The organism is Actinoplanes sichuanensis, from assembly GCF_033097365.1.
GTDB classification, from domain to species: domain Bacteria; phylum Actinomycetota; class Actinomycetes; order Mycobacteriales; family Micromonosporaceae; genus Actinoplanes; species Actinoplanes sichuanensis.
Genome location: NZ_AP028461.1, coordinates 973,377 through 985,536, shown reverse-complemented (window position 1 = coordinate 985,536; position 12,160 = coordinate 973,377). Strand labels below are relative to the sequence as shown.

Below are 12,160 nucleotides of genomic sequence, written 5' to 3'. Positions count from 1 at the left end.
GACTGCAGGATCTGTGAGCCGACCGAGGCGCGGGCCCTACCGGCAAGGGCACGAAAGCGCCGGTCACGGATCTCGGGGTGTCCGGGACTCGATGGGGTCGTCGTCGGTGGCCAGCCACAACCAGCCGAAGAAGGCGATCGCCACGATCGCCGCGATGCCCGCCGCGCCGGTGACGAAGGTCAGGCGGCTGGGCTCCGGGGAGGCGGCCGTCATCGCGTCGGCGGACTTGCCCAGGAGCAGGCCGATCACCGTGACCGGAGCACCGATCGCGGCCGTCACCAGCAGCGGCAGGGTGCCGATCCGGCTCGGCCGGCCGGGCCTCGCCGCCCGCCGGAGGCGCAGCAGGCGGACCCCGAAGACGGCCAGAGCACCCCACGCCAGTACGACCAGCAGCGCCGCGATGATGTCGCTGGGCCGATGCCAACGGGCCCACACGGTCCCGATCGCGATGGCCGCGGTGTACCCGGCGCCGATCAGGGCGACCGGCCCGCGCAACGCCGCCGGCACCACGATGACCAGGGCGAACGCCACCGAAGCGGCAGCCGTGGTGTGGCCGCTGGGCAGCGAGTTCGGATAGGTCAACCCGTCCAGCGTGGGCCGGGGCAACCAGTCCTTGAGCAGCTGGGTGGTCGCGTTCCCGGCCAGCACCAGGACCGCGGCCGCGATCGCCAGATCGATCCGCTTGCGGACCACCCCGACCGTGGCCGCGATCAGGCAGACCAGCACGAGGCTGGTCAGGGTGGTCGCGTTCAGGGTCTGCCGGAGCAGGTCTTCGAGCCGGGCGTGGTGCACTTCGGTGCCCAGCATCGCCGCGGTGTCCAGCCACTGGCCGGAGATGGTCCGGACGAAGACGTGGTACGTCGCGATCAGGCCCAGACCGGCGAGCACGCTGATCAGTAGCGGCGCCGCCAGGTAGGCGGCACCGGGACGCCGACTGACGTGCGCCTGCACGCTGTCAGGGGTCAGCGTGGTCATTCGTGGCCACCTCCCGGGTTCGCCAAGCGAAGGGCTCGCCAAGCGAAGAGTTCGCCAAGCGAAGGATTCGCCGAGCAAACATTCGCCGAGCAAAACGTTCGTCGAGCGACAGGTTCGCCCGAGCGACGGTTCACCGAACGATGCTTCGCCCGAGTGACGGTCCGCCGATCGGAGCGAACAAGACGCACGAAGCGAACGAACGGCTCGCCGAGCGACCGAGCTTACGGCCCCCCGTCAAACGCGCCGACGACGGCGAGCAACTCCAGCTTTTCATAGCTCTCGGTGCCGGGCACGGCGGTGTACACGAGCAGGGAGTGCCCCTGGTCCGGGTCGGCGAGTGCCTGGCAGGTCAGCTCCAGGGCGCCCACCTCGGGATGCACGAATCGTTTGAGGTGGGCGTACCGAATGCCGATCTCATGCTCGGCCCAGACGGCGCGGAACTCTTCGCTCTGTTCCATCAGCAGGCTGTGCAGGTGTGCGGCCCGGGAGCGGGGACCCCGGAGGGCGAGCACGTGACGCAGCCCGGAGGCGAAGACGCGGGAGTGCAGCGGATGGTCGTCGGGGTGGTAGAGGGCCCGGCAGGCCGGGTCGGTGAACCAGCGGTAGCCGATGCTGCGGGCCGGGCCGGTGAACCGGGTGAGGTCGCCGTTGAGGGCGACGCCGAGCCGGTTCTGCCGCAGGGTCTCGCCCAACTCGGTGACGATCTCGGCGGGCGTGTCGGCGAGCCGGTCGAAGATCCGCAGCAGGCCGGGGCTGATGTGCTCGCCACTGGCCCCGCGCACCGGTGGGTGGTGGCCGGCCAGGCGGAACAGATGATCACGTTCGTCGTGGGAGAGGTGCAGGCCCTGGGCGATCGAGGCGATCATCTGCTCGGAGGGGTGCGGGCCACGCTCGCGTTCCAGCCGGCTGTAGTAGTCGGCCGAGATGTGGCAGAGCGTGGCCACCTCCTCCCGGCGCAGGCCGGACGTCCGGCGGCGCGGGCCCCGCGGCAGGCCGACGTCCTCGGGTTGCAGCGACTCGCGGCGACGGCGCAGGAATTCGGCGAGCCCGGCGCGATCGATCTGCATCAGGTCACCGTAGTTGCGCGAAGGACGTCGAGGTCGATTCTTCGGAGGTACGCCACACGCGCTCGGCCTCCTCCTCGGAACGCAGCCGGGAGTACAGCTTCTGCTCGGCCGGCGCACCACCGAGGTGTCCGGGGCCGCTCGGCCCGTAGAAGAGGCCGTCGTGCCCGGTGGTGACGGCGAGTACCGCGGGCAGCGCCGCGGTCCGGGCGGTGCCGAGCAGGATGCCGCGGGCGGACAGTGCGCCGATGAGCCGGCGGCCGACGGTCTCCCGGGACCGGCCGACCTCGGGGCGGGCGGCGAGCAGGCTGGTCGGGGCGACGCCGGGGTGGGACAGGTTGCTGGTGATGCCCCAGCCGTACCGTCGGCTGCGCCGGGCCAGCTCCAGACCGAAGAGACCGAAAGCGATCTTCGATTGGTTGTACGCGCGCATGCCGTCGTACGACTGTTCCCAGTTGAGGTCGGCCCAGTTGATGGCGCCGGAGTCGGCCGCGACGCTGATCTGCGAGGTGATCCGCGCCGAACCGGCCCGCAGCAGCGGCATCAGGTGCGCGACCAACGCGAAGTGGCCGAGGTGGTTGGTGCCGAACTGCAGCTCGAAACCGTCGGCGGTCACCTGCCGGTCCGGTGGGGTCATCACACCGGCGTTGTTGACCAGCAGGTGGATCGGCCGGCCGTCGTCCCGCAGTTCGGCGCCGAGCGCGGCCACCGACTCCAGCGACGACAGGTCGAGACGGCGCGGGGACAGCCGGGCGGCCGGGGTCCGCCGGTGGATCTCGGTGATGGCCGCCTGCCCCTTGGCGGGGTTGCGGACCGGGAGGACGATCTCGGCTCCGGCGGCGGCGAGGCGGGCGGCGATCTCGAGGCCGATCCCGTCGCTGGCGCCGGTGACGACGGCGAGCTTGCCGGTGAGGTCGGGGACGGTGACGGTGGGTTCGGTGCGTGGCATGTCACCAGGATGCGGGCGGCCACGAGGGGTATCCACGGCCTGACGATCCCAGGCTAGCCGCGACTGTTGAGGTAACCGAGGATCAGGGCCGTCCACCAGCCGGCCTGCGAGATCAGCGTCGCGATCCCCGAGCGGAGCAGCAGCGACGTGGGCGGTTCGGGATGGCGGGTCAGTTCGCGCAGGAGCACCGCGGCGTACACCCCGTTGACGCCGATGACCAGCACCGCGAGCGCTTTCGGGCCGGCCGGCAGGCCGAGCAGCGCGCCGGAGGCGAGGAGTCCGGCGAAACCGGCCCAGATCGGCACGTGGGTGCCACGGGCGGTGTTCAGGACGTCGGTGAGGGTGCGGCGACCGGCCAGCCAGAGCAGCCCGAACCAGTCGACGGTGAGCACCGCGCCGAAGCCGATCACCATCGATCCCAGATGCACGAGCAGCGCGATGTCGTGCACCCGAGGGGACACCTGCCGGTACGGGCTGACCGCGAGCACCGTCAACCAGCACGCCGCGACCAGCACGGCCCGCCCCATCGGCGAGGCGGGCCGCCGGTGCCGGCCGGTTTCGACAACCACATACGGGAGACGGTCACCGGCCCGGCCGACAACAGAAAATCAGAGCGAAACCCAGGCTCCGGTACGGACGGAGTCGAGCATGGCGTCCAGGACGACGGCGGCCGCGACCGCGTCGTCGAGGGTCGGCCCGTACGGGGTGCCCTCGGCCACCGACCGCAGGAACCCGGCCGCTTCGATGACCTTGGTGTCGTCGTAGCTCATCGCGATCCCGGCGCCCGGTTGGAAGGCCCCGAAGTCGCCGTTGCCGGGCCCGGCGAAGACGGTCCGGTAGCTCTGTGACTGGTAGTCGGCGCCGGTGCTGACCGACAGTTCGCCCATCCGTCGGAAGTCCCAGGCCAGTGCCCCGGTGGTGCCGTGGATCTCGAAGCCGTACGTGTTCTGCTCACCCACCGCGACCCGGCTCGCCTCCAGCACGGCCCGGGCGCCGCCGGTGAACCGGAGCAGCGCGTTCAGGTGGTCCTCGTTCTCGACCGGTCCGGGTGGCCCGTCGGCGCGGGAGAAGTGGCTGGCCGCGCCGGTGACCGTGGGTCGTTCCGGAATCACCGTGACGGTGTCGGCGACCAGCGACTCGATGTCGCCGAGCAGGTGCCGGGCCAGATCGACGGCGTGCGAGGCCAGGTCGCCGAGCACCCCGCTGCCGCCGTGGGAGCGGGTGAACCGCCAGGACAGCGCTCCTTCCGGGTGGGCCGCGTAGTCGCTGAAGAACCGGAACCGGGCATTGGTGACCCGGCCGATCGCGCCGTTCGCGATCAGCGCGCGGGCCTCGGCGACGGCGGGCGCGGCCCGGTAGTTGAACCCGACCGTGCTCCGGACACCGGCTTCGGTGGCGGCGGCGGCCACCGCGTGGGCGTCGTCGCCGGTAAGGCCGACCGGTTTCTCGATCCACAGGTGCCGCCCGGACTCGGCGACGGCGGCGCCGATCTCGCGGTGCAGGAAGTTCGGGGCGGTGACGCTGACCGCCTCGACTCGTGGATCGGTGAGCAGCTCACGCCAGTCGGTGGTGGATCCGGCGAAGCCGTACTGCTCGGCGGCGGCGTCGGCCCGTCCCGGTTCCGGGTCGGCGACGGTGACCAGGTGGGCGGCGATCGGCAGGTTCGGGTAGTGGTGGCGGGCACGCAGGTAGGCGCGGGTGTGCGCATGCCCCATCCACCCGAACCCGACGACCGCCACACCGAGGGAGCGGGTCATGACGGTTCCCGTTCCAGCTCGTGGGCCAGCTGGTCGAGCTCGGCACCGCCGGCCATCATCTTCGTCAGCTCCGGCAGCGACAGCTCGTCCTTCGCGAAGTCGCCGAGGCTCTTCCCCCGGTTGAGCAGCAGGAACCGGTCCCCCACCGGGTACGCGTGGTGCGGGTTGTGGGTGATGAAGACGACCCCGAGTCCGCGGCCCCGGGCGCGTGCGATGTAGCGCAGCACGACTCCGGCCTGTTTGACGCCGAGCGCCGACGTCGGCTCGTCGAGGATCAGCAGTCGGGCGCCGAAGTGGACGGCCCGGGCGATGGCCACCGACTGCCGTTCGCCGCCGGAGAGGGTGCCGACCGGCTGGTCCGGGTCGCGGATGTCGATGCCCATGTCGGCGAGTTCGCGCCTGGTGGTCTCGATCGCGGTGGCCCGGTCGAACCGGCGGAACGGCCCCCAGCCCTTGGTCGGTTCGGAGCCGAGGAAGAAGTTACGCCAGATCGCCATCAGCGGAACCATCGCGAGGTCCTGATAGACGGTGGCGATCCCGGCGTCGAGCGCCTCCCGCGGGCTGCCGAGCCGGATGGGTTTCCCGTCGAGCAGCAGTTCACCACCGTCCGGCTGGTGCACCCCGGACAGGATCTTGATGAACGTCGACTTGCCGGCGCCGTTGTCGCCGAGCACACAGGTGACCTGCCCGGCGCGGACCGTCGTGGAGACGCCGCTGAGTGAGATCACGCTGCCGAACGTCTTGCTGACGTCCCGGATCTCCAGCAGTGGAACGTCTGCCATCCCTACCTCCTCGACAGTTCGGCGAAACGGCGGATGTACTGGTTGGCCAGTACCGCGAGCAGCAGCATCGCGCCCAGGAAGAACTTGAACCAGTCGGCGTCCCAGCCGGCGTAGACGATGCCCTGCGACGTCATGCCGAAGATCAGCGCGCCGATCGACGCGCCGATCGCGGAGCCGAACCCGCCGGTGAGCAGGCAGCCGCCGATCACCGCGGCGACGATGTAGATCAGCTCCTGCCCGAAGCCGGCCTGGGCCTGGATCGAGGTGAGACGCACGATCTGGGTGGTGCCGACGAACCAGGCGGCGAACGAAGTGATCATGAAGAGCGAGATGGTGGTACGGGCGACCGGCACCCCGACGTTGCGGCCGGCGTTCGGGTCCCCGCCGGTGGCGAAGATCCAGTTGCCGAACCGGGTGCGCAGCAGCAGCCACGAACCCAGGATGGTGGCGACCACCCACCACACGATCGCGATCTGGAAACTCGCCCCGGCGATCGTGAACTCACTCGCGAAGATCGCGTGCAGTACGTCGTACCCGATGATCTTGTTGAAGTTGTTGACCTGCACGGTGTTGGTGACGAGCTTGGTGATGCCCAGGTTGAGGCCCTGGAGCATGAGGAACGTGCCGAGCGTGATGATGAAACTCGGCAGCCCGGTCCGCACCACGAGGTATCCGTTGACGAACCCGATCGCCAGGACCAGGGCCAGCGAGATCACCAGCGCCGCCCAGGTGTTGACGCCGTAGTAGGTGGTCAGCAGGCCGCTGGTGATCGCCGCGGTGCCGGTCTGCACACCGGCGGAGAGGTCGAAGTGGCCGCCGATCATCAGCAGCGCGACCGCGACGGCCATGATGCCGAGCGTGGAGGCCGGGTCGAGCCAGTTCGCGATGCCGCCGGCCGACCGGAACACGTCGGAGAGCACGGCGAAGAAGACGAAGACCAGCACGGCACCGATCGAGGCGCCGAGCTCGGGCTTCAGCAGAATCCGTTTGAGCAGGCCGGCCCGGGCGAGACGCTCGTCCGGGCCGGCCTTGCTGGCGGTGCCGGCGGTCATGTCAGCGGGTTCCGGCCGCGGCGAGCTGGGCGATCTGGGCGGCGTTGTCCTTGGTGACCAGGGCCGGGCCGGTGAGCACCTGCCGGCCGCCGCCGAGGACGTTGAGGTTCGACTTGTACTGGGTCAGCATGACGACCGCCTGGTAGCCCTGCAGGTAGGGCTGCTGGTCGACGGCGAAGAGGATCTTGCCGTCCTGGACCGCCTTGGCGACGTCCGCGTTCAGGTCGAAGGTGGCCAGTTTCGCGGCCGATCCGGCCTCGCCGATCGCGGCCGAGGCGACGTTCGCGACCGGGCCACCGAGCGTGACGACACCGTCGATCGCGGTGTCCGTCTGCAGCTTGGCCTTGATGGTGGCCTGCGAGGACTGCAGGTTGTTGATGTCCACCTGGAGGTTCTCGATCGGCGCGCCGAGGGTGGAGGCGACCGCGGCGCAGCGCTCCTCAAGACCGACGTTGCCGGCCTCGTGGATGACGCAGACGGCCTTCTTGACGCCCTGGTTCTTCAGCTCGGTGCCGACCGCCTCACCGGCGACCTTCTCGTCCTGGCCGATGTGGGTCAGCGCGCCGAACTCCTTGGACCTGGCGGCACCGGAGTTGATGGTGATCACCGGGATGCCGGCCGCGACCGCCTTCTCCACGCTGGCCTTGAGCGCGTCCGGGTTGGCCATCGAGACGACCAGGCCGTCGACCTTCTGGTTCACCGCGGCGTCGATCAGCTGGGCCTGCTTCTGCGGGTCGCCGTCGCTGGAATAGGTGATCGTGTCACCCATGTCCGAGCCGGCCTTCTCGACGCCGTTCTTCACGATGCTCCAGAACGCGTCACCGGCCGCGCCGTGCGTGACCACGGCGATCTTGTATCCGTAGCCACCCTTGCCACCACTGGTGTCGGTGCTCTTCTCGGCGTTTACCGCGTTGTCGCTGCTGCACGCGGCGAGGGCGAGCATCGTGGCGGAGACGGCAGCCACCGACGCCCACCTACGAGACCTGCGCATCATCGGGATCCCTTCTATATGTTTCCGCCGTGTTTCGCGGCGGCGTTGTGTGGAGCCTGTGACGGGCCGCGACCAAGGTCAATACATTGTTCTGACAATATTCGGAAGCAGGTGACAAGGCGCCACGATTGTCACCCCACGACGAGGCAGGCCCGGCACGGGGTGCCGGGCCTGCCGATGTGCGGAGCGTGTTACTCGGCGGGGGTGAGGACCACCTCGGCCGAGCCGGTCTGGCCGTCGGCGTCGGTGTACTCGGCGACGAAGACCGCCGCCAGGTTCTCCGCTCCGGCGTGTCCGGGGTCGATGAACGTGGTGATCGAACCGGTGCAGCCGGTGCTGGTGGACAGCGGGTGCCCGTGCTGGTCGTGGCCGAGGATGTAGGACACCTCGACGTTGGCGCAGTTCACCGGGCTGTCGTCGACGATGGCGACCTCGAAGTTCACCGTGTCGCCGAACTCGAACGCCTGGCCCTCGGTGGGCGTGACGAACGAGACGGTGGGCGCCACCGGGCCGACGTGCAGCAGGAACTCGGCGGACGCGGACCGGCCGGTGGAATCGGTGACCTTCAGGGTGGCCCGGTAGTCGCCGTTCACGGTGTACGTGTACGACGGGTTGGCCTGGCGGGAGTCGACGTCACCGTCGGCGTCGAAGTCCCACGCGTAGCGGAGCCGGTCACCGTCCGGGTCGACCGTGCCGGCACTGGAGAAGTTCACCGTGAACGGGGCCGAGCCGACCGTCGGCGTCGCGTCGACCTTCACGATCGGGGTCTTGTTGCGCGGCGCGTAGTCGACCCGGGCCAGCTGCGCCTCCGGGTTCTCGGAGAAGTAGCCGTCGCCGTACTCCAGGACGTAGAGCGCGCCGTCCGGGCCGAACTCGATGTCCATCGGGTTGTCGAAGATGATCGACGGCAGCACCGAGTCGATCGCGGTGACCTGGTTACCGGCGCCCAGGGTGAACGCCTTGACGTAGTCGCGGGTCCACTCGTAGAACAGCGGCTTGCCGTCGAAGTCGGCCGGCCACTTCGTCGCCGACCTGCTGCGCTTGTCGTAGTGGTAGGCGGGTCCGCCCATCGGGCCGATACCGCCGGTGCCCAACTGCGGGAACTGGGCGCTGGCGCCGTACGAGTAGATGACCTCGGCCTTCTCGACCGGCGGAAGGTTGCGCAGCCCGGTGTTGTGCGGCGACTCGTTGACCGGCTGCGCGCAGTTGAACGGCTGCCCGGAGACGCCGGTGGCGAAGTCGTAGTCGACGTAGGGCAGGTCCGGGGCGACGCAGTACGGCCACCCGTAGTTGGCGGGCTTGTCGACGGCCATCCAGCGGCCGTGCCCGGCGGGTCCGCGGGTCGCGTTCGGCTGGTTGGCGTCGGGTGAGTAGTCGGCCAGGTAGGCGACGCCGGTCCGCTCGTCGACGTCGAAGCGGAACGGGTTGCGCAGGCCCATCGCGTAGATCTCCGGGCGGGTCTTCGGGGTGCCCTTCTTGAAGAGGTTCCCGCGCGGGATCGAGTAGCCGCCGTTGGCGTTGACCGTGATCCGCAGCAGCTTGCCCCGCAGGTCGTTGGTGTTGGCCGAGCTGCGCTGGGCGTCGAAGGCCGGGTTGCGGTCCGGACGCTCGTCGATCGGCGTGAAGCCGGAGGAGGCGAACGGGTTGGTGTCGTCACCGGTCGACAGGAACAGGTTGCCGCGTCCGTCGAAGTCGATCTTTCCGCCGACGTGGCAGCAGATACCGCGGTCGACCGGGACCTGCAGGATCTTCTGCTCGGTGCCCAGCTGGAGGGTGTTCCCGCGCAGCTTGAACCGGGACAGCTGCAGGTGGCCCTTGAACGGGGCGAAGTCGGCGGCGGTGCCGGTCTCCGGGGCGTTGCCCTCGTTGACGCTCGGGGTGGCCGGGTCGTCGACCGGGGTGTTCAGCACCGGGGAGTAGTAGACGTACACCCAGTGGTTGCGTTTGAAGTCCGGGTCGACGGCGATTCCCTGCACACCCTCCTCGTCGTGCAGGTAGACCGGGATGGTGGCGGCCAGGACGTTGCGGCCGGTGCTGGGCTCGTGGATGCGGACCTGACCCTTGCGGGCGGTGTGCAGCACCCGCCCGTCGGGCAGGACGGCCAGGGCCATCGGCTCGCCCGGGAAGTCGTTGAGGGTCACCTTCTGGAAGTCCGAGTCCGGCGGTGGGGCGGCCTGGGCGGGGCTGCCGAAGCCGGTGACTCCGGTGGTGACGAGCAGGGCCGCGGCGGCCGCGGTGAGCAGACGTCGCATGTCAGTACCTCAGCCCGGACAGGTACTGGTAGCCGACCCGGGCGGTGTCCAGGGCCTGCGCCGGGGTGCGCGGCGGGCTGCCGGCGTCGTCGCGTTCCACGATGTATTCGACGAGCCCGGCCTCACCGGCCCGGCGGAAGACCCGTTCGAAGTCGATCAGCCCGTCACCGGGGTCGGCGAAGCCGCTGCCCACGTTCATGTCCTTGACGTGGACCTGCTTGATCCGGTGCCGGTTCTTCTCGATCAGGTCGACCGGGTCGGCCGAGCCGCGCCAGGCCCAGTAGATGTCGACCTCGAGGTGCACCAGGCGGGAGTCGGTCTCCCGGGTGAGGATGTCGAAGCCGGTACGCTCCCCGCCGTCCTGGCGCAGGAATTCGTTGTGGTGGTTGTGGTAGCCGAAGCTGAGCCCGGCCCGGCGGGCGAGCTCACCGGCCTTGTTGAGGTCGGCGGCGAAGGCGCGGTAGACGGCGCCGTTACGGATCGGGCCGTTGGCGTCGGTGCCGAAGTACGGGTGGACGATGTACTTGTTGCCGACGATCGCGGCGTCCTCGAGAGTCCGTTTCCAGGTCTCGGCGTTCCACGGTTGCGGAATCCCGGCGTGCCCGGAGGTGGCGCGCAGGCCGGCGTTGTTCAGGGCGGTGCGGAACTGGGCGGCGGTACGGCCGACGAACCCGGCGTGCTCGACGCGGGTGTATCCGATCGCGGCCAACTGGGTGAAGCTGCCCTCGAGGTCGATCGCGAGCTGGTTGCGCAGCGTGTAGAGCTGGACGCTGATCTGGTCGCGGGGTACCCGGTGCGGCGAGGACTTCCCGCCGGCGGCCGCGGGCGACCCGATGGCGGTGGACGCGCCGACTGCGGCGGCGCCGGCGGCCGCGGCACTCAACAGGCTGCGGCGGCTCAGGGCGGACTGGTGCGATGGTGACTCGTGCATGCGGTGGTGCCTCCGGTTTCGGCGGGGAACACGGATGGCATGTGGGCGATGACGGAGCCCACATGCGGCAACTTTTGTGCAGAGTGGCTTCCGTACCGCACGTTACCGCTGATTTACGTTCGTCACTAGAGAAACATCTGAATGAAACAATGTAACTTTTGCTCTCGGCAACAAAAGGGCAGCGTCGAGTGGCCGGGCGCGACGAACGCCCGGCCCCCGAGGGACCGCTACCGCTGCTACTGGTTGGAGGAGAAGGCGGCGTCGAACGCCGCCGACGGGGCGTCGAACGCCAGACGGCGCACGAACTGGAGCGCCTCGGGTGCGCCGACCAGACGGTCCATGCCGGCGTCCTCCCACTCGATGGAGATCGGGCCGTCGTAGCCGATCGCGTTCAGCGCCCGGAAGCAGTCCTCCCACGGCACGTCGCCGTGCCCGGTCGAGACGAAGTCCCAGCCGCGCCGCAGATCGGCCCACGGCAGGTGCGAGCTGAGCCGGCCGCGACGGCCGTCGCCGGTGCGCACCTTCGCGTCCTTGCAGTCCACGTGGTAGATGCGGTCGGCGAAGTCGAAGATGAAGTTGACCGGGTCGAGCTCCTGCCAGACGAAGTGCGACGGGTCCCAGTTGAGGCCGAAGGCGGGCCGGTGGCCGATCGCCTCCAGGGCGCGCTTGGTGGTCCAGTAGTCGTAGGCGATCTCACTGGGGTGCACCTCGTGCGCGAACCGCACGCCGACCTCGTCGAAGACGTCGAGGATCGGGTTCCACCGGTCGGCGAAGTCCTGGTAGCCGCGCTCGATCATGGACGATGGGACCGGCGGGAACATGGCCAGGGTGTGCCAGATCGACGATCCGGTGAAGCCGACGACGGTACGCACGCCGAGTGCCGCCGCGGCCCGGGCGGTGTCCTTGATCTCCTCGGCGGCCCGGCGGCGCACCCCCTCGGGTTCACCGTCGCCCCAGATCCGGGCGGGCAGGATGTCCTGGTGCCGTTCGTCGATCGGGTGGTCGCAGACGGCCTGCCCGACCAGGTGGTTGGAGATCGCGAAGACCTGGAGGTTGTGCTTGGCCAGGGTCTCGCGTTTGCGTTCGATGTAGCCGTCGTCGGCGAGCGCCTTGTCGACTTCGAAGTGGTCGCCCCAGCAGGCGATCTCCAGGCCGTCGTAACCCCAGCCGGAGGCCAGCCGGCACACCTCGTCGAACGGCAGGTCGGCCCACTGGCCGGTGAACAGTGTGATCGGTCGCGCCATGTTCTCACTTCCTCGCAGCGGTCACCCAGGAAAGGGATTCGATGCCCGGCGCGAGGAGCCGGCGAGAGGTGAGCGATCAGGGCAGGCTGCGGCGGATATGCCGGGATGGGTTGCGCCTCCCGTCCCGGACACCGCTGTGCCCACGGTCACCGCAACCCACCCT

General features: G+C 69.7%; 11 protein-coding genes. All 11 read right to left on the bottom strand.

Annotation, left to right across the window (positions count from 1 at the left end):
- Positions 1-63 precede the first annotated feature (63 nt).
- The 11 genes from Q0Z83_RS04285 to Q0Z83_RS04235 all read right to left on the bottom strand — a co-directional run bounded on the left by Q0Z83_RS04285 (position 64) and on the right by Q0Z83_RS04235 (position 11,997).
- Positions 64-975, bottom strand: coding sequence for a phosphatase PAP2 family protein (locus tag Q0Z83_RS04285; RefSeq protein WP_317792462.1), 912 nt, complete (start codon positions 973-975; stop codon positions 64-66).
- A 221-nt stretch (positions 976-1,196) separates the two neighbouring features.
- A complete protein-coding gene (locus Q0Z83_RS04280; RefSeq protein ID WP_317792461.1) occupies positions 1,197-2,042 on the bottom strand; it encodes a helix-turn-helix transcriptional regulator in 846 nt (281 codons plus the stop codon).
- Positions 2,043-2,046: 4 nt separating this feature from the next.
- A complete protein-coding gene (locus tag Q0Z83_RS04275) occupies positions 2,047-2,988 on the bottom strand; it encodes an SDR family oxidoreductase (protein WP_317792460.1) in 942 nt (313 codons plus the stop codon).
- Between the two features lie 53 nt (positions 2,989-3,041).
- Entirely contained in the window at positions 3,042-3,557 is a 516-nt protein-coding gene (locus Q0Z83_RS04270) for a hypothetical protein (RefSeq protein ID WP_317792459.1), read from the bottom strand.
- 39 nt (positions 3,558-3,596) lie between these two features.
- A complete protein-coding gene (locus Q0Z83_RS04265; RefSeq protein ID WP_317792458.1) occupies positions 3,597-4,745 on the bottom strand; it encodes a Gfo/Idh/MocA family protein in 1,149 nt (382 codons plus the stop codon).
- Entirely contained in the window at positions 4,742-5,527 is a 786-nt protein-coding gene (locus tag Q0Z83_RS04260) for an ATP-binding cassette domain-containing protein (protein ID WP_317792457.1), read from the bottom strand. Before Q0Z83_RS04260 ends, Q0Z83_RS04265 begins: the two co-directional genes overlap by 4 nt.
- A 2-nt stretch (positions 5,528-5,529) precedes the next feature.
- A complete protein-coding gene (locus Q0Z83_RS04255; RefSeq protein ID WP_317792456.1) occupies positions 5,530-6,579 on the bottom strand; it encodes an ABC transporter permease in 1,050 nt (349 codons plus the stop codon).
- Position 6,580: 1 nt separating this feature from the next.
- Positions 6,581-7,543: a sugar ABC transporter substrate-binding protein gene (locus Q0Z83_RS04250; protein WP_317792455.1), complete on the bottom strand. Its 963-nt coding sequence runs from the start codon at positions 7,541-7,543 to the stop codon at positions 6,581-6,583.
- Positions 7,544-7,761: 218 nt separating this feature from the next.
- Positions 7,762-9,822, bottom strand: coding sequence for a PQQ-dependent sugar dehydrogenase (locus tag Q0Z83_RS04245; protein ID WP_317792454.1), 2,061 nt, complete (start codon positions 9,820-9,822; stop codon positions 7,762-7,764).
- A gap of 1 nt (position 9,823) precedes the next feature.
- Positions 9,824-10,753 carry a sugar phosphate isomerase/epimerase family protein gene (locus Q0Z83_RS04240; protein WP_317792453.1) on the bottom strand — a complete coding sequence of 310 codons (930 nt, stop codon included), beginning with the start codon at positions 10,751-10,753 and terminating at the stop codon, positions 9,824-9,826.
- A 236-nt stretch (positions 10,754-10,989) separates the two neighbouring features.
- Positions 10,990-11,997 (bottom strand): sugar phosphate isomerase/epimerase family protein, encoded by a 1,008-nt coding sequence (locus Q0Z83_RS04235; protein ID WP_317792452.1) that lies wholly within the window; start codon positions 11,995-11,997, stop codon positions 10,990-10,992.
- Between the last annotated feature and the right edge of the window lie 163 nt (positions 11,998-12,160).

Excerpts from the sequence above, each read along its gene's own strand:
- Q0Z83_RS04235 (WP_317792452.1), bottom strand. The coding sequence starts at position 11,997 with ATGGCGCGACCGATCACACTGTTCACCGGCCAGTGGGCCGACCTGCCG.
- Q0Z83_RS04280 (WP_317792461.1), bottom strand. The coding sequence starts at position 2,042 with ATGCAGATCGATCGCGCCGGGCTCGCCGAATTCCTGCGCCGTCGCCGC.
- Q0Z83_RS04245 (WP_317792454.1), bottom strand. The coding sequence starts at position 9,822 with ATGCGACGTCTGCTCACCGCGGCCGCCGCGGCCCTGCTCGTCACCACC.
- Q0Z83_RS04240 (WP_317792453.1), bottom strand. The coding sequence starts at position 10,753 with ATGCACGAGTCACCATCGCACCAGTCCGCCCTGAGCCGCCGCAGCCTG.
- Q0Z83_RS04275 (WP_317792460.1), bottom strand. The coding sequence starts at position 2,988 with ATGCCACGCACCGAACCCACCGTCACCGTCCCCGACCTCACCGGCAAG.
- Q0Z83_RS04260 (WP_317792457.1), bottom strand. The coding sequence starts at position 5,527 with ATGGCAGACGTTCCACTGCTGGAGATCCGGGACGTCAGCAAGACGTTC.
- Q0Z83_RS04265 (WP_317792458.1), bottom strand. The coding sequence starts at position 4,745 with ATGACCCGCTCCCTCGGTGTGGCGGTCGTCGGGTTCGGGTGGATGGGG.
- Q0Z83_RS04285 (WP_317792462.1), bottom strand. The coding sequence starts at position 975 with ATGACCACGCTGACCCCTGACAGCGTGCAGGCGCACGTCAGTCGGCGT.
- Q0Z83_RS04255 (WP_317792456.1), bottom strand. The coding sequence starts at position 6,579 with ATGACCGCCGGCACCGCCAGCAAGGCCGGCCCGGACGAGCGTCTCGCC.